Consider the following 20797-nt stretch of genomic DNA (forward strand, 5'->3'; position numbering starts at 1 on the left):
GTGTCAGCCCTCCGATCCGGCCTCAGCCGCGGGGGCTTCGGCGTTGTTCTCGGTCTTCGGCGCTGCGTCGTTCCGGCGCGGTGCTGCTGCGCCTTCCTGACCACGACCACGGCCTCCACGGCCGCGCCCACGGCCCTTGGGGCCACGAGCTGCAGGAGCCTTAGCCTGCTCGGCAGCAAGCTCCTTGTCGGTCATATCGCCCTTGTAGATCCACACCTTGACGCCGATGCGCCCGAATGTGGTGTGTGCTTCGTGGAAGCCGTAATCGATGTTCGCGCGGAGGGTGTGCAGAGGCACACGACCTTCACGGTAGAACTCGGAACGGCTCATCTCAGCACCGCCGAGGCGGCCGGAGCACTGCACGCGGATGCCCTTGGCACCTGCGCGCTGGGCGCTCTGGATCGACTTGCGCATAGCGCGGCGGAATGCCACGCGGCTGGCGAGCTGCTCGGCAACTCCCTGAGCCACGAGCTGCGCGTCGATCTCTGCGTTCTTCACCTCAAGGATATTGAGCTGAATCTGCTTGCCGGTGAGCTTTTCGAGCTGGCCGCGGATGCGGTCGGCTTCGGCTCCACGACGTCCAATGACAATGCCCGGGCGGGCAGTGTGGATGTCAACTCGGACACGGTCACGTGTGCGTTCGATGTTCACCTTGGAGATGCCAGCGCGCTCTAGGCCCTTGGTCATCATCTGTCGGATCTTCACATCTTCGAGCACGTAGTCGCTGTAGCGCTGTCCCGGCTTAGTCGAGTCAGCAAACCACTTTGATTTGTGATCCGTGGTGATTCCGAGTCGGAATCCGTTCGGATTGATTTTCTGGCCCATTAACGGTTCCCCTTCCGGCTCTTGCGCTGAGGCAGGTCGTCACCGCTGGCCAGGACCACTGAAACGTGGCTTGTGCGCTTTTCGATGCGAAAAGCGCGACCCTGAGCTCGCGGGCGGAACCGCTTCATGGTTGGTCCCTCGTCCACGAATGCTTCGGAGATGACCAGTTCGTTCTCGTCGAACGCAATGCCCTCCTCGTCGGCCCGGGTACGCGCATTGGCGATACCTGAGGCAACGAGCTTGTAAATCGGATCTGATGCCGACTGTTCTGCAAACTTCAACACTGCAAGTGCTTCGGTCGCCTGCTGACCACGAATGAGGTCGATGACGCGCCGAGCCTTGCGAGGCGTGACGCGCAGGTAACGCGCCTTAGCCTTGGCTTCCATCGCTTCCTTCTCTCTTGTCTAGGATCGTAAGAGTGCCCCGCGTCAGCGGCGGCGACCCTTGCGATCGTCCTTTTCGTGGCCACGGAACGTCCGTGTCTGTGCGAACTCGCCAAGCTTGTGTCCGACCATGGCTTCAGTGATGAAGACTGGAACATGCTTGCGTCCGTCATGTACTGCGATGGTGTGTCCCAGGAAATCCGGGATGATCATCGAGCGACGAGACCATGTCTTAATTACATTTTTAGAGTTCTTCTCGTTCTGACGAGCCACCTTCTGGTACAGGTGTTCATCGACGAAAGGACCCTTTTTGAGGCTACGAGGCATAAGTCAGTACTCCAATCAGCGCTTCTTGCCGGTCCGGCGACGGCGCACGATGTACTTGTCGCTCTCTTTGTTCGGCCGGCGAGTGCGGCCTTCTGACTGACCCCACGGGCTGACTGGGTGACGACCACCCGAAGTACGGCCCTCGCCACCGCCATGTGGGTGATCGATCGGGTTCATGACGACACCACGGACGGATGGGCGCTTGCCCTTCCAACGCATGCGGCCTGCTTTACCCCAGCTGATGTTCGACTGCTCGGCATTGCCGACCTCGCCGATCGTCGCACGGCAGCGCGCATCAACGTTGCGGATTTCGCCCGAAGGCATCCGCAGCTGAGCGAACCGGCCGTACTTCGCAACGAGCTGCACGGACGAACCGGCAGAGCGAGCGATCTTGGCACCGCCGCCTGGACGCATTTCAACTGCGTGCAGAACGGTACCGACTGGGATATTGCGCAGGGCAAGGTTGTTGCCCGGCTTGATGTCTGCACCCAGACCGGCTTCCACCTGTGCGCCCTGCTTGAGGTTCTGCGGGGCGAGGATGTAGCGCTTTTCGCCATCTGCATAGTGCAGAAGAGCGATCCGCGCAGTGCGGTTCGGGTCATATTCGATGTGTGCGACCTTCGCCGGTACGCCATCTTTGTCATGGCGGCGGAAGTCGATGACACGGTACTGACGCTTGTGGCCGCCGCCCTGATGGCGAGTGGTCACGCGTCCTTGGCTGTTGCGGCCACCGCGCTTAGGCAGTGGGCGCAGAAGTGACTTCTCCGGTGTAGACCGGGTCACTTCGACGAAGTCGGCGACCGATGAGCCACGGCGGCCCGGGGTCGTCGGCTTGTGCTTACGGATTCCCATGAGTCTTGTCCTTCTTTTACGAAGGATCGCTTAGAGCGATCCACCGAAGATGTCGATCGATCCGTCCTTGAGGGCGACAATGGCACGCTTGGTGTCCTTGCGCTTTCCCCAACCGGTGCGAGTGCGGCGGCGCTTTCCCTGACGGTTCAGGGTGTTGACCTTGGCGACCTGCACATTGAAGATCGATTCAATGGCGTTCTTGATCTCAGTTTTGTTCGACCCCTGGTCGACGATGAAGGTGTACTTACCCTCGTCCATCAGGCTGTAGGTCTTTTCCGAGACGACCGGAGCGACGATGATGTCGCGCGGGTCCTTGAAGTTCAGACTCATGATGCGTCCTCCGATTTGCGGTATCCGCCCAGGAACGTCTCCAGCGCTGACTCGGTGAACACGATGTCATCTGCGATCAGCACATCGTATGTGTTGAGCTGATCGGAGGTGAGCACGTGAACGTGAGGCAGGTTGCGAACGCTGCGCTCGGTGAGCTCATCGTCACGGTCGAGCACCACGAGGGTGTTCTTGCGATCGGAGAGGCCAGCCAAGGCGAGCTTCGCCTGCTTGGTCGACGGTGCTTCGCCGGTGATCAGGTTCTTCACAACGAACACCTGATCGAGACGTGCGCGATCTGAGAGCGCGCCGCGCAGAGCAGCTGCCTTCATCTTCTTGGGGGTCCGCTGCGAGTAATCGCGAGGAACCGGCCCGTGCACGACTCCACCACCGTTGTACTGAGGAGCGCGGATCGAACCCTGACGGGCGTTACCGGTTCCCTTCTGACGGTAGGGCTTGCGACCGCCACCGCGTACTTCGGAGCGGGTCTTTGTCTTGTGTGTACCCTGACGGGCTGCTGCCAGCTGAGCGACAACAACCTGGTGAATCAACGGCACATTGGTCTGCACGCCGAAGATCTCGGCAGGCAGCTCAACGGATCCGGTCTTCGCACCAGCGGCATCGACGACGTCGACTGTCTTGACATCAGTCATTACGTTCAGCCCTCCTTAGCGGCCGAGCGAACGAGAACGACTGCACCCTTGGGACCAGGTACGGCACCCTTGATGAGCAGGAAGTTGTTCTCGGTGTCCACGGCGTGGATCGTGAGGTTCTGGGTGGTGTGCTTGACTGCACCCATACGGCCAGCCATGCGCATACCCTTGAACACGCGACCTGGGGTCGCGGCTCCGCCGATCGAACCCGGCTTGCGGTGGTTGCGGTGCTGTCCGTGGGAGGCGCCGACACCATGGAAGCCATGACGCTTCATGACACCGGCGGTTCCCTTACCCTTGGTCTTTGCGGTCACATCGACCTTGATCCCGGCGTCGAACGTGTCGACTCCGAGCTCCTGGCCCAGTGAGTAGTCAGCAGCGTCTGCAGTGCGCAGCTCGACAAGGTGACGACGTGGGGTCACGCCGGCCTTCTCGAAGTGGCCTGCGGTCGGCTTGTTGACCTTACGCGGATCGATCTCGCCGAACGCGATCTGCACTGCGGGGTAACCATCGGTTTCCTCGTTGCGGACCTGCGTCACGACGTTGCTGCCGGCGGCCACTACGGTCACCGGTACGAGATTGTTCTGCTCATCCCAAACCTGGGTCATGCCCAGCTTGGTTCCCAGAAGGCCCTTGACCCTGCGGGTGGTAGGGAGAGCTGATGAACGATTGTTCGCCATGTTTGCCTCCCTTAGAGCTTGATCTCGATGTTGACGTCGTCAGCGAGGTCGAGACGCATCAGCGAATCGACTGCCTTCGGCGTCGGATCGACGATGTCGATCAGACGCTTGTGCGTGCGCATTTCGAAATGCTCACGGCTGTCCTTGTACTTGTGTGGCGAACGGATGACGCAGTAAACGTTCTTCTCCGTTGGCAACGGCACGGGGCCCACAACAGTCGCACCTGCGCGAGTGACGGTGTCCACGATCTTTCGTGCAGCACTGTCAATCACAGCGTGGTCGTACGACTTGAGCCGAATGCGGATCTTCTGTCCCGCCATGGCGTCGTCTCTTTCTTTAGTTACTTCCGGCCATCAACCGACAGTCGATCGAAATCGTCTGTGGTCTGTGCCGGCTGACCATGACCGACCCCCGAGGTCGGGCGTGTCGGCTAATCCTTGCGGAGGATTTTTCAATCCTCGTTCTGGGCCGACGGCGCTTTTACTCATTGGCTGCTCGGTCCGAACCCGCTTTCACGCAGATTCATCGATCCGATAGTGTTCCGGACTGTTCGCGGTATCTCTACCGCAGTGCAGGGGTCAACGTCCAAAACGCAACTTCACTATCTTGTCACATAGCACTTCATCCGCGCAATTCCAGGCATCTCACTTGTGAGGCATTTCATCATCGGGTGCCGGTGTGAGTCAGACAGGTCACTCGCCGAGGCGGTCCCACGTTGTGAATGCACGGAACCCCGGCCCAATGGACCGGGGTTCCGAATCGATCGTTCAGAACCGATGTTCCGAACTCAAGGCCGAAGCCTTAATGATCGATGGTGTATCAGGCGGTGATCTTGGTGACTCGACCAGCGCCGACGGTACGTCCACCCTCGCGGATAGCGAAGCGGAGGCCCTCTTCCATAGCGATCGGCTGGATCAGCTCGACCGACATGTCGGTGTTGTCGCCGGGCATAACCATCTCGGTGCCCTCAGGCAGCGTGATGACGCCGGTGACGTCCGTGGTGCGGAAGTAGAACTGAGGACGGTAGTTCGAGTAGAACGGGTTGTGGCGTCCACCCTCGTCCTTGCTCAGGATGTAGACCTGGCCCTCGAAGTTCGTGTGAGGGGTGATCGAACCTGGCTTGACGATAACCTGTCCGCGCTCAACCTCTTCGCGCTTGGTTCCGCGAAGCAGCAGTCCGACGTTCTCACCCGCACGTGCGTCAGGCAGAGTCTTGCGGAACATCTCGATTGCGGTGACAGTCGTCTTGGACGACTTCTCCTTGATGCCGACGATTTCGATCTCATCGTTGGGCAGGAGGACGCCGCGCTCGACACGACCGGTGACGACGGTTCCACGACCGGTGATCGTGAAGACGTCTTCCACGGGCATGAGGAAGGGCTTGTCGATGTCGCGCTCCGGCTCGGGAACGTTGTCATCGACGGCCTGCATGAGGTCTTCGACGCTCTTGACCCACTTCTCGTCGCCTTCCAGCGCCTTGAGAGCGGAGACAGGAATGACGGGAGCGTTGTCGCCGTCGAAGTCCTGGCTGGAGAGCAGATCGCGAACCTCGAAGTCGACGAGCTCGATGAGCTCCTCGTCATCGACCATGTCGGACTTGTTCAGTGCGACAACGATGTAAGGCACGCCAACCTGACGGGCGAGCAGAACGTGCTCGCGAGTCTGCGGCATCGGACCGTCGGTAGCGGCAACCACGAGGATTGCGCCGTCCATCTGAGCAGCACCGGTAATCATGTTCTTGATGTAGTCGGCGTGACCAGGGGCATCGACGTGAGCGTAGTGACGCTTCTCGGTCTGGTATTCAACGTGCGAGACGTTGATGGTGATGCCGCGCTCCTTCTCCTCAGGTGCGTTATCCACCTGGTCGAAGGCGCGAGCCTCATTGAGATCTGGGTACTTGTCCGCCAACACCTTGGTGATTGCGGCGGTCAAGGTGGTCTTTCCGTGGTCAACGTGGCCGATGGTGCCAATGTTGACGTGCGGCTTAGTCCTATCGAAACTAGCCTTTGCCACTGGGTTCCTCCTCGTGGTTGGCAAAAGATATGCGGTTCATATCTTAGACCTTTGTTGGTTATCTTTCATTTCGGTGAACATGTTCTTGCTCACCGTGGCGACCGGGGACCGGAGATTACTCTCCGCCACGCATCTTCTGGACGATCTCCTCGGCGACTGCCTTGGGGACCTCCGCATAGCTGGAGAAAGTCATCGAGTACACCGCACGGCCCTGGGTCTTCGACCGCAGATCACCGATGTAACCGAACATCTCCGACAACGGGACCACAGCCTTGACGACCTTCACACCGGAAGCATCGTCCATGGACTGGATCTGGCCACGTCGGGAATTGAGGTCGCCGATGACGTCACCCATGTATTCCTCAGGTGTACGCACCTCGACGTCCATGACCGGTTCCAGCAGAACCGGCTTCGCCTTCTGAACGGCCTCCTTGAAGACCATCGAACCGGCGATCTTGAATGCCATCTCCGAAGAGTCGACGTCGTGGTAGGCACCGTCGATCAGTGTCGCTTTGACACCGACCATCGGGTAACCGGCGAGGACACCGAGCTGCATGGCGTCCTGGATACCGGCGTCGACGCTCGGAATGTACTCGCGCGGAATACGTCCGCCCGTGACGGCATTCTCGAACTCGTAGATCGTATCGCCTTCGACCTCGAGAGGCTCGAAGGTGACCTGGACCTTCGCGAACTGTCCCGATCCACCCGTCTGCTTCTTGTGGGTGTAGTCGAACTTCTCGACTGTGCGACGAATGGTCTCACGATAGGCGACCTGCGGCTTGCCGACATTCGCCTCGACCTTGAACTCGCGACGCATACGGTCGACGAGGATGTCGAGGTGAAGCTCGCCCATTCCGCGGATCACGGTCTGGCCGGTCTCCACGTCCAGTTCGACCCGGTATGTCGGGTCTTCCCTGACGAACTTCTGAATGGCTGCCGACAGCTTCTCCTGGTCGCTCTTGGTCTTGGGCTCGATGGCCACAGAGATGACCGGCTCAGGGAAGGTCATCGACTCGAGAGCGATCGGGTTCGCTGGGTCGCACAGCGTGTCACCGGTGGTTGTCTCTTTGAGACCGATGAACGCGTAGATGTGGCCGGCGATGGCCTCTTCGACAGGGTTCTCCTTGTTGGAGTGCATCTGGAAGAGCTTGCCGACGCGTTCCTTCTTGCCGCTCGTCGAGTTGAGAACGGCCTCGCCCGACTTCACCTGTCCGGAGTACACGCGGACGTAGGTCAGCGTGCCGAAGAACGGGTGGGTCGCGACCTTGAACGCAAGGGCCGAGAAGGGCTCGTCCTTGGAAGGCTTGCGAGTCAGCTTCTCGTCCTCGTCACGAGGGTTCTCACCGATCATGGGAGGAACCTCGAGAGGCGAAGGCAGGTAGTCGATGACGGCATTGAGCATGGGCTGGACGCCCTTGTTCTTGTAAGCCGAACCGCACATGACAGGGAAGGCTGTGGAGTTGACGACGAGAGAGCGGATGCCCTCCTTGATCTCGGCAGTCGAGATCTCTTCGCCTTCAAGGTACTTCTCCATGAGTTCATCAGTGGCTTCAGCAACATCTTCGATGAGCTGAGCACGGTACTCTTCGGCCTTGGCCTGGAGATCCTCAGGGATCTCGATCTCGGTCATGTCCTGACCCTTCTTGGACTCATCAGGCCAGATGTAGGCCTTCATCTCAAGAAGATCGACGACGCCGGCGAAGTCAGACTCGGAACCGATGGGCAGCTGAATGACCAGCGGCTTGGCTCCGAGGCGTTCGCGGATGGTGTCGACGGTGAAGTAGAAGTCAGCACCGAGCTTGTCCATCTTGTTGACGAAGCACACGCGCGGCACGTCGTACTTGTCAGCCTGACGCCACACGGTCTCGGACTGCGGCTCAACGCCTTCCTTGCCGTCGAAGACGGCAACGGCGCCATCGAGGACGCGCAGCGAGCGCTCAACCTCGACGGTGAAGTCGACGTGGCCCGGGGTGTCGATGATGTTGATCTGGTTGTCGTGCCAGTAGCAGGTGGTGGCGGCCGACGTGATCGTGATGCCGCGTTCCTGCTCCTGATCCATCCAGTCCATCGTCGAGGCACCGTCGTGGGTCTCGCCGATCTTGTAGTTCACACCGGTGTAGTACAGGATGCGTTCGGTTGTGGTGGTCTTACCGGCATCGATGTGGGCCATGATGCCGATGTTGCGGACCTTGTTCAGGTCGGTGAGCACGTCAAGTGCCACGGTGTCTCTCTCTCACTCGATGATGTGATCGACTCCCGCTGCCTGGCCGGCAGGCGCCTTATGACGCCGACCGGCCAGGGTTCCAGGGAGGAACGATTACCAGCGGTAGTGGGCGAAGGCCTTGTTGGACTCGGCCATCTTGTGGGTGTCTTCGCGACGCTTCACAGCAGCACCGAGGCCGTTGCTTGCATCGAGAATCTCGTTCATGAGGCGTTCGGTCATCGTCTTCTCACGACGCTGGCGGGAGTAAGCCACGAGCCAGCGCAGTGCCAAAGTCGTCGAACGAACCGGACGAACATCGACCGGAACCTGGTAGGTCGCGCCGCCGACACGGCGGGAGCGAACCTCGAGGGACGGACGGATGTTGTCGAGAGCCTTCTTCAGGTTGACAACTGGGTCATTGCCGTTCTTCTCACGGGTACCTTCGAGAGCACCGTAGACGATGCGCTCAGCGGTCGAACGCTTTCCGTCGAGCAGGATCTTGTTGATCAGCTGCGTGACGATCGGCGAACTGAAGACCGGGTCAATGACGATCGGTCGCTTGGGTGCAGGACCTTTACGTGGCATTACTTCTTCTCCCTCTTCGCACCGTACTTGCTGCGTGCCTGCTGGCGGCCCTTGACACCCTGGGTGTCAAGCGAACCGCGAACGATTCGGTAGCGCACACCTGGCAGGTCCTTGACACGACCACCGCGCACGAGCACGATCGAGTGCTCCTGCAGGTTGTGTCCTTCGCCTGGAATGTAGGCAGTCACTTCGATCTGGCTCGAAAGCTTGACACGAGCGACCTTGCGAAGAGCCGAGTTCGGCTTCTTGGGTGTAGTGGTGTACACACGGGTGCACACCCCACGACGCTGCGGGCTGTTCTTCAGCGCAGGAGCGTCGGATCCTGCGGATTTGACATGTCGTCCCTTGCGGACGAGCTGCTGGATTGTCGGCACTAAGCGTTCTCCGTTTGCTTCTCGATAAACCTAATTCCCACATTGGCCATGGCATCAGCCATGCTTGTGAACCGTGGGACATATCCGACTGAACACCGGGTGAAGCTTCACGCCCGATGCCAGTATTCGCGCGACGCAGTGAACCCTGCACTCGGGTGTGTCGCAATGACACACGACCTATGCAGAATGACACGTCGGCGGCCTGCTTCTGACGAATTCTCACAATGGTCCGGATCTCACAAAACATCCGGTATGGTCATTCGCGAACGCAGATAACACAATCAGTCGCATCCTAGAATATCGCGGCCCCGTGCATCTGGTCAAAACCAGCGCCTGTGCGCTTGGCGACATACCCGCCACTCCCCCGTCAGAGTTGCTCATCTGCCGCTCCTCGCCTACCGCTTCCTCAAAACAACTCTTCGACACGCTTCCTTGACTGATTCAAGAAAAGGCGGCAAGCTGAAGCCGTGGCTGAGAAGAAGCATGGACACGAATCGGAGCCGACCGCAGCACTGCGGAACAGTTCCCTTCGTGTGACGAAACAGAGAGTCGCGGTACTCGAAGCTGTGTGTGAACATCAGCATGCAGACACCGATACAGTCATTCGCGCCGTCCGTGAGCAGCTCCCCGAGGTGTCGCATCAGGCCGTCTACGACTCACTGCACACCCTCACCGAGGTTGGGCTCGTGCGGTGCATTCAGCCGTCCGGGTCCGTGGCACGCTACGAACGGCGCATCGGGGACAACCATCATCACCTCGTGTGCCGATCATGCAATCTCATCGTCGATGTCGACTGCACGGTCGGGCAGGCTCCATGCCTGACACCTTCGCACGACGCGGGATTCGTCATCGAACAGGCCGAGGTGACCTTCTGGGGACTGTGCCCCGACTGCAACGCATCGCCGTCGGGATCAGCATCTCCTGCTGGAGCCTCCGGGGCCACCTCGGCGGCCTGAGCCGATCCATCCTTCGACAAAGCCTCACCCCTTTTGTCTTCAACCGAGCCCGACGGGGCTCGACCGTGAAAGGTACACAATGACCGAAAGCTCCACAGGCGGCTGCCCAGTCGCACACACCACCTCGGCGTCGCCTGCGCCTGAGGCCGAGTCGCTGGCCGCTCCCAGCCAGGGCGACGCGAACTCGCACTGGTGGCCCAACCGTCTCAATCTCAAGATCTTGGCCAAGAACCAGCCTGCACGCGACCCCATGGACGAGGGCTTCGACTACGATGCCGAATTCGCCAGCCTCGACTACTTCGCGCTCAAGGCCGATATCGAAGAGCTCCAGAAGACGAACGCCGACTGGTGGTCTGCCGACTTCGGGCACTACGGCCCATTCATGATCCGCATGGCCTGGCACTCAGCCGGCACCTACCGTGTCCAGGACGGACGCGGCGGTGGCGGCGAGGGACAGCAGCGCTTCGCCCCACTCAACTCCTGGCCAGACAACGTGGGTCTCGACAAAGCTCGTCGCCTGCTCTGGCCGGTCAAGAAGAAGTACGGCAAGAAGATCTCCTGGGCCGACCTGTTCATCCTCGCCGGCAACGTCGGACTGGAGTCGATGGGCTTCAAGACCTTCGGCTACGCAGGCGGACGTAAGGACGTGTGGGAGCCCGACAACGACGTCTACTGGGGCTCAGAGACCGAATGGCTGGGCACCGACAAGCGCTATGTGGGCAACCGCGAACTGCAGAAGCCCCTGGCCGCAACCACCATGGGTCTCATCTACGTCAACCCGGAAGGCCCGGAAGGCAAGCCCGATCCGCTGGCCGCCGCGCTCGACATTCGCGAAACCTTCGCTCGGATGGCCATGGACGATGAGGAGACCGTCGCTCTCATCGCTGGCGGTCACACGTTCGGCAAGACCCACGGCGCAGCCCCGGAGTCGCACAAGGGCGGCGACCCCGAAGCGGCACCGATCGAAGAGCAGGGACTGGGCTGGAAGTCCGACTTCGGCACCGGACAGGGCAACGACACCGTCGGCAGCGGCATCGAGGTCACCTGGACCTATCACCCGACCCGCTGGGACAACGAGTTCTTCCACATCCTCTTCGCTTACGAATGGGAAGTCTTCGAAAACGAAGGGGGACACCTGCAGTGGCGTCCGGTCGACGGCGGCGGCGATGACATGGTGCCGATGGCACAGGGCGACGGACGTCGTGAGCCCCGCATGCTCACGACCGACCTGTCCCTGCGCTTCGATCCCATCTACGAGAAGATCTCGCGTCGCTTCAAGGACGATCAGAAGGCGTTCGAAGATGCCTTCGCTCGTGCCTGGTTCAAGCTCACTCACCGTGACATGGGCCCGGCCACCCGTTACCTCGGACCCGAGGTTCCGGAAGAAGAGCTGATCTGGCAGGACCCGGTCCCAGAAGGCACCCCGCTTGATGAGGCTGGCCTCGAGGCAGTCAAGGCCGCCATCCGCAACTCAGGCCTGACCGTCTCCCAGCTGGTGTCCACCACTTGGGCCGCGGCCTCCACGCACCGCCGCTCGGACTTCCGCGGCGGCGTCAACGGCGGACGTCTGCGCCTCGAGCCGCAGAAGAGCTGGGACGTCAACGAGCCGGCGAAGCTGGATCAGGTCGTCAGCGTCCTCGAGGGCATCGCAGCTGACAACGGCGCCTCCTTCGCCGATGTTCTGGCTATCGCCGGTGCCGTCGGCGTCGAGACCGCAGCGAAGGCAGCCGGTCATGATGTCAGCGTCCCGGTGACCACGGGCCGCGGAGACGCCACCCAGGAGCAGACCGACGTCAACTCGTTCTCCTTCCTGGAGCCGACTCACGACGGATTCCGCAACTACCTGACAGAGGGCCTTCCGCTCTCGGCCGAGCACCTTCTCCTGGACAGGGCCAGCCTCCTCGGCCTGACCCCGTCTGAACTGACCGTGCTCATCGGCGGACTGCGCGTCCTCGGCGCGAACTACGAAGACTCCGAGCTCGGTGTGTTCACCGATCGCCCGGGCGAGCTGACGAACGACTTCTTCGTCAATCTGCTCGAGCTCGGCAATGTCTGGAAGCCAGTCGGCCCGTCCGAGTCCGCCAACGTCTACGAGTGCTTCTCCCCCACCGGAGAGAAGCTGTGGACCGGCAGCCGCATCGACCTCCTCTTCGGCGCCAACTCAGAGCTGCGTGCCCTCGCCGAGGTGTACGCCTCCGATGATGCCAAGGAGAAGTTCGTCAACGACTTCGTCAAGGCCTGGAGCAAGCTCGTCGAGGCAGACCGTTTCGATCTGCACCGCTGACGGAGGCCTCCTCCGCAGAGTGTTCTGAGCGCTCATGACTGTGCCCCCACCGCAATCGGTGGGGGCACAGTTGTTTCCGGACCTGAATAGTACTCCGTCGCGGCAGAGAGAATCAGGACTCTCGGTTGAGGACCGCCGCTTCCTGCGACACCGAGCTCAGCCCCGTCAGAGCAACGTTCTCTTCGCTGCTGTCGTCCACCGCCGAGGTGTCATCGGCCGTCTGGTCATCCGAACTTTGGGACGACTGTCCGTCCGAACCTTGATTGTTCGAGTCTTGGCCATCCGAGTCCTGGCCGTTCGAGTCTTGGCTGTTCGAGTCCTGTCCGTCTCCGGCTTGGCCGCCCGGCGCCATTCCTCCGCCTGGTCCTGCACCACCTTGTTGGCCGCCACCCTGTTGGCCGCCTCCCGGCTGGCCGCCGGGACCACCCGTACCCTGGCTTGTGCCGCTGTCATTCGACATCAGCACTGTCGAAGCTCCTACCGCTCCTCCGGCGAGTCCACCGACGATGAACAGGGCCGCACCTGCAAGGATGGCGGGGATCAGCGGAACGCGCCGCTTCTTCTTCCGATCGTTCGAATCCATGGTGCCGGCAGTGCTGTTCGAAATCATCGTGCCGCTCGTGCCGTTCGAAATCATCGGACCCGTTGTGCTGTTCTGGCCGGCAGGCCTGGGCTGGGCGGCAGCGTCGGATCGGGCGGCAGAGTCGGCAGGGTTCTGATTCTGGTTCTCAGTCATGAAATCTCCTTGGTTGTCAGTGATTCCACTGTCGTGTGCCGTGCTGTCGCCAATCTCAGTCGAGGCTGTGTCCAGCCTGTGCAGTTGAGCGCGGGTGCGACCAGAGACCTTCAGGCAGCTCGGAAGCGGAGTTCGAACACGGTGCCGCCCTCCGAGGTCGTCATCGACACCTCGCCGTGCATAAGTTCGATGAGTCCGGCTGCGATGGAAAGTCCCAGGCCGGATGAGCCTCCGCGCACTCCCTCAGTTCTGGTTCGTGCCGCGTCACCGCGGACGAACCTGTCGAAGACTGTGTCGCGAATGTCTTCGGGGATGCCCGGCCCGTCATCGCTGATGCGAACGGCCACCATCTGCTGAGCCCCAGCCTCCTCAATGTGTTCGGCCTCAACGTGGACTCGCGTGCCCGTTGGCGTGTGCACGCACGCATTGGTGAGTATGACTGCGACCGCCTGGCGCACCTGATCGGCGGCGCCGCGGATCTCCAAGGCATCCGGGGGCAGATCCAGGTGGATCTCATGGTCCGGGCTGAGCACGTGCGCATCTTCGACGAGTTCCAAAAGCAGTGCAGACACATCCACGGTGTCTTTCTTGGTCGGCTGTCGGCCGGCTTCCAATCTGGCGAGGAGGAGCAGGTCATCGACGAGCGAGGACATCCTCATCGCCCCCGAGTCGATCCTGCCCAGCGATGTCTGCACCTGGACAGGAAGCTCGTCCCGATACGGCCGGGTGAGGTCTGCCCATCCTCTGATCGTGGCGATCGGGGTCCGCAGCTCGTGTGAGGCGTCAGCGACGAATCGTCTCATCTGCTCTGTCCCGCGATATCGTTCGTCAAGAGCGGAGCCGACGTGGTCGAGCATCCGATTCACCGACGCGCCGACGTCACCGACCTCGGTGCCGGGCACCGCGAGTTCTGAGGGCACTCGCAGCGCCAGCTCGAGGTCGGTCACTTCTCTGGCTGTGCGTGCAACATCTCTGAGATCGCGCAGCTGCCTGTGGATGATGACGGCCATGAGCAGTGCCGTGGCGAGCACGCCGATGAGCACCGCGAGTGCCGTCGTGTAAGCCGTTCTTTCAAGCGCCGAATCGACGCTGTTCTGCGGCACCCCGTAGACAGTCGTCGTTCCTTCGTTGTCAAAGGCCGCGACACGATAGGTGCCGAAGCCGGGAACGTCGACAGAACGATGCCCCGTGGATGCGCCGCCCTCCCCCGGACCAGCCGCTTCACCGCTGCGATCCCCGTCCGGCTCCTCACCACCGGTGGCTGCGTCGACGTTGAGGAGAGCATCCACCGCATCTGTGGGAAGCGTCTGCGGCTGCTCGCGCCCCGCCTCGGCGATCAGGCCTTCGGCAGAGTCATCGGTGCCGACGACCACGAGAGCACCGTCGCCGACTCCCGGTTGGAAGAGGTAGCGCAATGCCTGGTCAACAGAGGTGGAGGAATCAGTCTCATCCGAGGCTGGAGGGTTCCCCGGTTTCTGTCCGGGCCCGGGATCGACTCGGGCATGATGGGTCATCCCGGCCAACTGACTGTCGAGATCAGACATCAGGGAGGTCCGCACGCTCCACCATGAGGCGGCCCCGATCCCGGCTCCCACCAGGATCAGGACGAGGCTGGCGAGGACGATCAGCCGTGTCTGCAGCCGCCACCGGCGCACAGGAGGAATGGCCTTCACTGATCGGCCCGAAGGATGTAGCCCGCTCCGCGCTTGGTGTGGAAGAGGTTCGGCAGATCCTCGAACGGTGCGTCGATCTTCTTCCGCAGATACGACACGTACAACTCCACGATGTTGCCGTTGCCGCCGAAGTCGTAGTCCCACACGCGGTCGAGGATCTGCGCCTTCGACAGCACGGCCCGTGGGTTGCGCATGAACAGCAGCAGCACCTCGAACTCCCGTGCCGTGAGATCGATCGGGTGACCGGCTCTGCTCACCTCGTGTGAGCGGACATCGAGCTCCAGGTCGCCCACCCGCAGCAGATCTTCATCACCGCTGGGGATGACCGGTGCGCTGCGCCGGAGCCTGGCTTCGACCCGGGCGATGACCTCGTCGAGGTTGAATGGCTTCGTCACGTAGTCATCCCCGCCCAGGCGCAGCCCGGTGAGCCGGTCATCGACCTCGTCGCGAGCTGAGAGGAACACCACGGGAGTGTCGATGCCCTCGCCGCGCACCTTCTCGATGACGGCGAATCCGTCGAGATCGGGCAGCATGACGTCAAGGACGATCGCATCGAAATGCTCATTCCTGGCCCGCGCCACCGCATCCCTGCCGGTGCCCACGCTCGCCGCCTCCCAGCCTTTGACCTGGCAGGCCATGACCAGGAGCTCGGCCAGGTTGGCTTCGTCATCGACGATGAGCACACGTGCCGGTACTGTGTCGGCGCCTGTGAGAGTCGCGTTCATGATTCGATTATCCCCCTCGTCCGGCGCTCAGATCGTAGAGCGAAACGGAATCGACGGTCGTTGCCTCGAAATTCGCCTCAACCCATGCGGAGATCTCCGCCGAGGTGGATGACCCGCCTCCGCCTCCGCCGGGTCCTCCGCCCTGGCCATCCGATCCGGAGCCGATGTACCAATGGATCTGCCCCTCGGCGACAAGCTGCTTGAATTCTGCGAGAGTTGGGGAGGGATCGATGCCGTTGAATCCTCCGATGGCCATCACGGGTTCCTCCACAGCCAGCTGGAAGCCGGCGGCCTGGTTGGCGCCGGTCGCTGCCGCTGCCCACGTGAAGTCGGACGCGTCCTCGCCGAGGAGCTCGGTGAGTTCGGCTGAGGGGGTGGCTCCGCTGAGCAGACCGCCCATCCCGCCGCCTCCGGCGCCACCGTCCTCGCCGTCACGGCCACCGTCGTCGCCTGCGGGTCCGCCCCCACCTGCGGGGCCACCGCCTCCACCCGCAGGGCCTCCGCCTCCGCCACCCGGGCCGCCCATGCCCGAGTTCGTTCCGGCGATCGTAACGATCGACCCTTCGGTCGAGGCTGCGATCGTGCGCACGCTCAGCTGTGCCGGGATAACCAGGCTGGCGATGACAGCTACCGATGCCACTGCCGACATAAAAGCGCGGTTGCGCCTGAGGCCGTCTTGGCCCGCTCGGAACCTGAGGCCGGTGCCGATCAGTAACAGTGCGCCCAGGATGGAGACCATGAGCACGCCCCAGCGCAGCCAGCCGGGGATTCCACTCATCGAGGCCGTGAGGATGAACTGCCACGCCCCCGTCAGCGCCCAGGCCAGGGCCAGCAGGAGCACGGCGCCGTAGCTTGCCCGGGTGAGAAGCAGCGCGACTCCGAGGGCGAGGATCACAGCGATCGCCGGCACCAGAGCCACCGTGTAGTACTCGTGGACGATGCCGTTCATGTTGCTGAGCACCAGCCATGTCACCACCAGCCATGCGCCCCACATCATCACGGCAGCCTCCAGACTGCCCGATGTCCGCGCAACCGGCAGGTTTGTGCTGCGGTCACGGCGACGTCGGGCCACCTCGGCGCGGATGAGAAGAACGACGATCACGGCGAGCAGGAGCAGAGCGGTCGGCAGGAGCCAGGCGATCTGGGCACCGAAGCTGCCGGTGAGCAGTCGGGCGATGCCGGTCTCTCCCCAACCGCCACCGCCCTGGCCGCCTCCACCACCTCCGACGGAACCGGCCTCGTTGCCCGTCAGCCTTCCGAAGCCGTTGTAGCCGAAGGTCAGTTCGAGGAAGGAATTGTTCTGTGATCCACCCACATAGGGTCGATCGGCTGCGGGAGTGAGCTCGACGAGGGCGATCCACCAGCCGGCGCTGATGACCATTGATGCGATCGGAACCAGCAGCAGAAGGCACCGGTGCAGCCATGAACGGCGGGCGAAGAGCACCCAGGCCACGGCCAGTCCCGGCACGATGAGCAGCACTTGGAACTGTTTGGTGAGGAAGCCGAAGCCGAGGCAGATGCCGGCGAGGCCAAGCCACAGAATGGCATCACGCATCGCAGTCCTAGGTGTGCTGCCCACGGCTTTCAGCGCATGCTGCGTCGCCACGACAGCTGCCGCCATGAGGGTGACCAGCAGAGCGTCCGGGTTGTTGAACCGAAACATCAGCGCCACGATCGGTGAGAGCGCGAGCACGAGGCCTGCGCCCAGCGCGGCGAGCCGCTCGAGTGTGGCACTCGTGTGTCCGTGCAGGGCCAACCTCGTCGAATGGGCCACCAGCAGCACACTCGCTCCGGCCAGCAGCACCTGCGGCAGGAGCATCGAGAACGAGGAGAACCCGAAGACGCGCGCACTCAGCGCCATCACCCACAGGGACGCCGGAGGCTTGTCGACGGTGATGGCGTTCGCGGAGTCCAGGGAGCCGAAGAGGAAGGCCTCCCAGTTCTGTGATCCTGCCTGCACGGCAGCCGCATAGAAGGAATTCGCCCACCCGTTGGCGCTGAGATTAGTGAGGAACCCCGCAATCGTGACCAAGGTCAGCAGGGTCAGGGCCGCCGGGTACCAGAACCGGCGCAGCTGCCTGTCCCCGGTGTTCGCAGAAGGGTTCTCATCCATGGTGTGCACTCCTCGAGTTATGGTGTGCGCCGATGGCGAACACCCAGGTCCGCAGCAGCACGAAGCGCACGATCGTGGCCAACAGATTCGCCGACGTCAGCACCGCCAGAGTCCCGACCGACGCCAAGGGCCCGGTGAAGTTCGCAGAAATGGCCAGCCCCGCCGAGGTGAACCCGAGACACAGCGCGAACGACGCCAAACCCTTGATCTGAGCCGCGAGACCATGGTGGGGCGACCGGACTCCGAAGGTATGTCGCCGGTTGAGGCCGGTATTGGCCACAGTTGAGATGAGAAGCGCGCCGAGGTTGGCCACAGTGGGTGAGAACATCTGCACGCCGAAGAGGAAGAGGACCGCATACAACAGGGTGCTGACGATGCCGACATCGATGAAGTGCAGGATCTGGGCACCGGTGTTCGGAGCGGGAACGTCGTCGATGCCCAGCGTTTGTCCCCCGGAACGGAGGATCGTTCTCCGCAGTCGGTGGATGCCCTTCACATCGGCCCATGCGGTGGCGAGGACGTCGACTGAGGAATCGGGGTCATCGACCCAGTCTGTGCCGAATTCGTGGATGCGCAGCCCGGCCCATTCGGCTCGGGTGAGCAGTTCGGTGTCGAAGAACCATGCCGTGTCTTCGACCAGCGGCAGCAGCTTCTTCGCGGCCTCCGCGGACATCGCTTTGAACCCACACTGAGCGTCGCTGTAGCCGACTCCCAGGCTGAGTCTCAGGAGGCGGTTATAGCAGCGTGAGATGACCTCTCGCTTCACCCCGCGGCTGATGTCGAGGCCCGGCAGCAGCCGACTGGCGATGGCGACATCGGCGATACCGGACCGGATGACCTCGACCATCGGATCCAGCGCGCGGATGTCGGTGGCCAGATCCACATCGGTGTATGCGACGACGTCGGCGTCAGAGGCCGACCACACCTTCGACAGGGCGCGGCCGCGGCCCTTCTGCTCCAGGCGCACATACCGCACGTCGGGATGCTTCTCAGCGAGCGCCTCGGCGATGGTGGGGGTGGCGTCGGTGCTGGCATTGTCAGCGATGATGATCGTGACGTGGCTGTCCCCTTCGCTCGTGGCCCTCAGAAGCGTTGCGACGGATGTCGCCAGGCTGGCCTCCTCGTTGTAGACGGGAACGACGAGATCGACGTTCGTGGACGTTGGGGCGTCGTGAGTCGCGGTGAACGGGTGGGCGAGGGGACCTGCCTGGTCCCAAGGGATGCTGTGCTGTCTCATGAGGACAACAGTTCCGCTCGGTCTTAGGCCCAGCATTGGTCGAAGCTGTGGCCAGCCTGTGGGAGTCGGAGAGTCCCTATCGCTGTCGCATAGCCTTTATCGCTCCTGCCGAAGTGTGGTCCCCGCTACACTGGGCGTCATGGCCAAAGAAGATCCCCCGCACTCGCCCGCGCCCCGCATTCGAGCTTCTGACAAGGACCGCGACGCCGTTCTCGGAGTCATCACCGACGCTGTCAGCAACGGTCGGCTCGACCCGGAGGAGACCGCCGAACGTCAGGATGAGGCGATTTCTGCGAAGTACCTAGACGAGCTGCTGCCGCTCATCGTCGATCTGCCCGAAGGACACGAGCTCTACCGCACCCTGCAGCGCCAGACCGGTGGTGGAACGACAGCGGGGACATCACTGGCCCGCAGCGCCGGACCCGCCTCACTGGCTCCTATGGCCGAACCGGGCTCAGCGAAGCCGATGAACTCGGTGGCCATCATGTCGGGGCGCGAACTCGATGTGCCCGCCGGCACGGCCGAGGTGACGACCTACTCGCTCATGGGCGGCGACAACATCGACCTGTGCGACGTGATGGGACCGGGAGTCACAGTGTCACTGACCTCGTATTCGATGATGGCCGGCCACGACATCTACGTTCCCCCGGGTGTGCGTGTCCGCGACGACACGATCAACATCATGGCCGGCAATGAGATCCGCGGCTCCGCCAAAGGAGACGGTTCGAACGGGACCCTCGTCCTCAAGGGCGTGTCCTTCATGGCTGGTCATGACGTGCATTTGGCCAAAGGTTACCGAGCAAAGGATCAGGGGCAATTGGAATGAAGATAGGTGTACTGACCTCCGGCGGTGACTGCCCCGGACTCAACGCGGTCATCCGCGGAATCGTCCGCAAGGGCATTCGCTCCCACGAGGATACGTTCGTCGGAATCCGCGACGGGTGGCGCGGCCTGCTCGAAGACGATGTGTTCGACATGTCGATGCTCGACGTTCGTGGACTCTCCGGCCGCGGCGGCACCATCCTCGGCACTTCGCGCACCCACCCCTATGAGGGCGGCGGGCCGGAGCGGATGCGTGAGGTGATGAGCGCCCACGGCATCGACGCGATCGTTGCGATCGGCGGCGAGGGAACTCTGGCCGGTGCCGCCCGACTCGTGCACGAAGAGGGTCTGAACATCATCGGCGTCCCGAAGACCATCGACAACGATCTCAGCGGCACCGACTACACCTTCGGCTTCGACTCGGCCCATGCCATCGCGACCGAGTCCATCGACCGGCTCCGCACAACGGCGGAGTCCCACCACCGGTGCATGGTCATCGAGGTCATGGGCCGCAACGTCGGGTGGATCGCACTGCATGCGGGAATGGCCGGTGGCGCCCACGCGATCCTCATGCCCGAGTTTCCCGTCTCCTTCGACCAGATCGAAGAGTGGGTGACCTCGGCCAGGGACCGTGGTCGTGCCCCGATTGTCGTCGTGGCCGAAGGCTTCATTCCCGAGGGTCTCGACGAACAGGTCGCCGACCGCGGTGTCGACAACAAGGGCCGGACCCGCCTCGGCGGTATTGCGGACTTCCTGGCGCCAAAGATCGAGGAGATCACGGGAATCGAATCCCGTGCCACCATCCTCGGACACCTGCAGCGAGGCGGCTCCCCCACGGCCTATGACCGGGTCCTGTCCACGCGCCTGGGGATGGCTGCGGCAGATCTCGCGCACAACGGCGACTGGGGCAAGATGGCCAGTCTCAAGGGCACCGACATCGTCTCGGTCGACATGGCCTCGGCCGTCGATCGCCTCAAATCAGTTCCGCTCCAGCGCTGGGAAGAGGCTCAGGTCCTCTTCGGCTAGCGG

Annotated in this window: 21 protein-coding genes; 4 read left to right on the forward strand and 17 right to left on the reverse strand. The window is 62.4% G+C overall.

Annotated features, from left to right (window positions below):
* Positions 1-3: 3 nt before the first annotated feature.
* The 12 genes from rpsC to rpsL all read right to left on the reverse strand — a co-directional run bounded on the left by rpsC (position 4) and on the right by rpsL (position 9222).
* Complete coding sequence (gene rpsC, locus BAUR9175_RS13150; protein WP_009883563.1) at positions 4-825, reverse strand: 30S ribosomal protein S3; 822 nt, start codon at positions 823-825, stop codon at positions 4-6.
* Positions 825-1211, reverse strand: a complete 387-nt coding sequence (rplV, locus tag BAUR9175_RS13155) for a 50S ribosomal protein L22 (protein ID WP_009883564.1) — start codon at positions 1209-1211, stop codon at positions 825-827. Before rplV ends, rpsC begins: the two co-directional genes overlap by 1 nt.
* A 42-nt stretch (positions 1212-1253) precedes the next feature.
* Positions 1254-1535, reverse strand: a complete 282-nt coding sequence (gene rpsS / locus BAUR9175_RS13160; RefSeq protein ID WP_009883565.1) for a 30S ribosomal protein S19 — start codon at positions 1533-1535, stop codon at positions 1254-1256.
* 15 nt (positions 1536-1550) lie between these two features.
* Positions 1551-2387: a 50S ribosomal protein L2 gene (rplB, locus tag BAUR9175_RS13165; RefSeq protein ID WP_009883566.1), complete on the reverse strand. Its 837-nt coding sequence runs from the start codon at positions 2385-2387 to the stop codon at positions 1551-1553.
* Positions 2388-2417: 30 nt separating this feature from the next.
* Positions 2418-2717: a 50S ribosomal protein L23 gene (gene rplW, locus BAUR9175_RS13170; RefSeq protein WP_009883567.1), complete on the reverse strand. Its 300-nt coding sequence runs from the start codon at positions 2715-2717 to the stop codon at positions 2418-2420.
* A complete protein-coding gene (rplD, locus tag BAUR9175_RS13175) occupies positions 2714-3367 on the reverse strand; it encodes a 50S ribosomal protein L4 (protein WP_009883568.1) in 654 nt (217 codons plus the stop codon). The genes rplW and rplD overlap by 4 nt, the downstream gene beginning before the upstream one ends.
* A 5-nt stretch (positions 3368-3372) precedes the next feature.
* Entirely contained in the window at positions 3373-4047 is a 675-nt protein-coding gene (rplC, locus tag BAUR9175_RS13180) for a 50S ribosomal protein L3 (protein WP_009883569.1), read from the reverse strand.
* A gap of 11 nt (positions 4048-4058) precedes the next feature.
* The gene (gene rpsJ / locus BAUR9175_RS13185; protein ID WP_009379191.1) at positions 4059-4367 is read right to left on the reverse strand and encodes a 30S ribosomal protein S10; all 309 of its coding nucleotides are present in this window, start codon (positions 4365-4367) and stop codon (positions 4059-4061) included.
* A 499-nt stretch (positions 4368-4866) separates the two neighbouring features.
* The gene (tuf, locus tag BAUR9175_RS13190) at positions 4867-6060 is read right to left on the reverse strand and encodes an elongation factor Tu (protein WP_009883570.1); all 1194 of its coding nucleotides are present in this window, start codon (positions 6058-6060) and stop codon (positions 4867-4869) included.
* Between the two features lie 115 nt (positions 6061-6175).
* Entirely contained in the window at positions 6176-8281 is a 2106-nt protein-coding gene (fusA, locus tag BAUR9175_RS13195; protein WP_009883571.1) for an elongation factor G, read from the reverse strand.
* A 96-nt stretch (positions 8282-8377) separates the two neighbouring features.
* Entirely contained in the window at positions 8378-8848 is a 471-nt protein-coding gene (gene rpsG, locus BAUR9175_RS13200; RefSeq protein WP_009883572.1) for a 30S ribosomal protein S7, read from the reverse strand.
* The gene (gene rpsL / locus BAUR9175_RS13205; RefSeq protein WP_069599774.1) at positions 8848-9222 is read right to left on the reverse strand and encodes a 30S ribosomal protein S12; all 375 of its coding nucleotides are present in this window, start codon (positions 9220-9222) and stop codon (positions 8848-8850) included. Before rpsL ends, rpsG begins: the two co-directional genes overlap by 1 nt.
* Before the next feature lie 467 nt (positions 9223-9689).
* Between rpsL and BAUR9175_RS13210 the strand changes: the two genes are divergently transcribed.
* Both BAUR9175_RS13210 and katG read left to right on the forward strand, forming a co-directional pair.
* Positions 9690-10178: a Fur family transcriptional regulator gene (locus BAUR9175_RS13210; RefSeq protein ID WP_009883574.1), complete on the forward strand. Its 489-nt coding sequence runs from the start codon at positions 9690-9692 to the stop codon at positions 10176-10178.
* A gap of 79 nt (positions 10179-10257) precedes the next feature.
* Positions 10258-12462: a catalase/peroxidase HPI gene (gene katG / locus BAUR9175_RS13215; protein WP_009883575.1), complete on the forward strand. Its 2205-nt coding sequence runs from the start codon at positions 10258-10260 to the stop codon at positions 12460-12462.
* Positions 12463-12574: 112 nt separating this feature from the next.
* Here the strand turns inward: katG and BAUR9175_RS13220 are convergent, their stop codons facing one another.
* The 5 genes from BAUR9175_RS13220 to BAUR9175_RS13240 all read right to left on the reverse strand — a co-directional run bounded on the left by BAUR9175_RS13220 (position 12575) and on the right by BAUR9175_RS13240 (position 18946).
* Complete coding sequence (locus BAUR9175_RS13220) at positions 12575-13198, reverse strand: hypothetical protein (protein WP_101584008.1); 624 nt, start codon at positions 13196-13198, stop codon at positions 12575-12577.
* A 110-nt stretch (positions 13199-13308) separates the two neighbouring features.
* Entirely contained in the window at positions 13309-14871 is a 1563-nt protein-coding gene (locus tag BAUR9175_RS13225; protein WP_101584009.1) for a sensor histidine kinase, read from the reverse strand.
* On the reverse strand, positions 14868-15596 hold the full coding sequence (locus BAUR9175_RS13230; protein ID WP_009883578.1) for a response regulator transcription factor: 729 nt from the start codon (positions 15594-15596) through the stop codon (positions 14868-14870). The genes BAUR9175_RS13225 and BAUR9175_RS13230 overlap by 4 nt, the downstream gene beginning before the upstream one ends.
* A gap of 7 nt (positions 15597-15603) precedes the next feature.
* On the reverse strand, positions 15604-17709 hold the full coding sequence (locus BAUR9175_RS13235) for an ArnT family glycosyltransferase (protein WP_009883579.1): 2106 nt from the start codon (positions 17707-17709) through the stop codon (positions 15604-15606).
* A complete protein-coding gene (locus tag BAUR9175_RS13240) occupies positions 17702-18946 on the reverse strand; it encodes a glycosyltransferase (RefSeq protein WP_101584011.1) in 1245 nt (414 codons plus the stop codon). The genes BAUR9175_RS13235 and BAUR9175_RS13240 overlap by 8 nt, the downstream gene beginning before the upstream one ends.
* A gap of 139 nt (positions 18947-19085) precedes the next feature.
* Here BAUR9175_RS13240 and BAUR9175_RS13245 point away from each other — a divergent pair, with 139 nt between their 5' ends.
* Positions 19086-19772 carry a DUF1707 SHOCT-like domain-containing protein gene (locus BAUR9175_RS13245; protein WP_009883581.1) on the forward strand — a complete coding sequence of 229 codons (687 nt, stop codon included), beginning with the start codon at positions 19086-19088 and terminating at the stop codon, positions 19770-19772.
* Positions 19769-20794 (forward strand): 6-phosphofructokinase, encoded by a 1026-nt coding sequence (locus BAUR9175_RS13250; protein WP_009883582.1) that lies wholly within the window; start codon positions 19769-19771, stop codon positions 20792-20794. Before BAUR9175_RS13245 ends, BAUR9175_RS13250 begins: the two co-directional genes overlap by 4 nt.
* The last annotated feature ends 3 nt before the right edge of the window (positions 20795-20797 follow it).

It is taken from the genome of Brevibacterium aurantiacum (genome assembly GCF_900169065.1).
Taxonomy (GTDB): domain Bacteria; phylum Actinomycetota; class Actinomycetes; order Actinomycetales; family Brevibacteriaceae; genus Brevibacterium; species Brevibacterium aurantiacum.

Bases quoted from the DNA above. Each gene is read 5' to 3' on its own strand.
- rpsG (WP_009883572.1), bottom strand. From the start codon at position 8,848: ATGCCACGTAAAGGTCCTGCACCCAAGCGACCGATCGTCATTGACCCG.
- rpsC (WP_009883563.1), bottom strand. From the start codon at position 825: ATGGGCCAGAAAATCAATCCGAACGGATTCCGACTCGGAATCACCACG.
- katG (WP_009883575.1), top strand. From the start codon at position 10,258: ATGACCGAAAGCTCCACAGGCGGCTGCCCAGTCGCACACACCACCTCG.
- rplD (WP_009883568.1), bottom strand. From the start codon at position 3,367: ATGACTGATGTCAAGACAGTCGACGTCGTCGATGCCGCTGGTGCGAAG.
- rplC (WP_009883569.1), bottom strand. From the start codon at position 4,047: ATGGCGAACAATCGTTCATCAGCTCTCCCTACCACCCGCAGGGTCAAG.
- BAUR9175_RS13245 (WP_009883581.1), top strand. From the start codon at position 19,086: ATGGCCAAAGAAGATCCCCCGCACTCGCCCGCGCCCCGCATTCGAGCT.
- rplW (WP_009883567.1), bottom strand. From the start codon at position 2,717: ATGAGTCTGAACTTCAAGGACCCGCGCGACATCATCGTCGCTCCGGTC.
- BAUR9175_RS13250 (WP_009883582.1), top strand. From the start codon at position 19,769: ATGAAGATAGGTGTACTGACCTCCGGCGGTGACTGCCCCGGACTCAAC.
- rpsJ (WP_009379191.1), bottom strand. From the start codon at position 4,367: ATGGCGGGACAGAAGATCCGCATTCGGCTCAAGTCGTACGACCACGCT.
- BAUR9175_RS13220 (WP_101584008.1), bottom strand. From the start codon at position 13,198: ATGACTGAGAACCAGAATCAGAACCCTGCCGACTCTGCCGCCCGATCC.
- BAUR9175_RS13235 (WP_009883579.1), bottom strand. From the start codon at position 17,709: ATGGATGAGAACCCTTCTGCGAACACCGGGGACAGGCAGCTGCGCCGG.
- BAUR9175_RS13230 (WP_009883578.1), bottom strand. From the start codon at position 15,596: ATGAACGCGACTCTCACAGGCGCCGACACAGTACCGGCACGTGTGCTC.
- rplB (WP_009883566.1), bottom strand. From the start codon at position 2,387: ATGGGAATCCGTAAGCACAAGCCGACGACCCCGGGCCGCCGTGGCTCA.
- rplV (WP_009883564.1), bottom strand. From the start codon at position 1,211: ATGGAAGCCAAGGCTAAGGCGCGTTACCTGCGCGTCACGCCTCGCAAG.
- rpsS (WP_009883565.1), bottom strand. From the start codon at position 1,535: ATGCCTCGTAGCCTCAAAAAGGGTCCTTTCGTCGATGAACACCTGTAC.
- BAUR9175_RS13240 (WP_101584011.1), bottom strand. From the start codon at position 18,946: ATGAGACAGCACAGCATCCCTTGGGACCAGGCAGGTCCCCTCGCCCAC.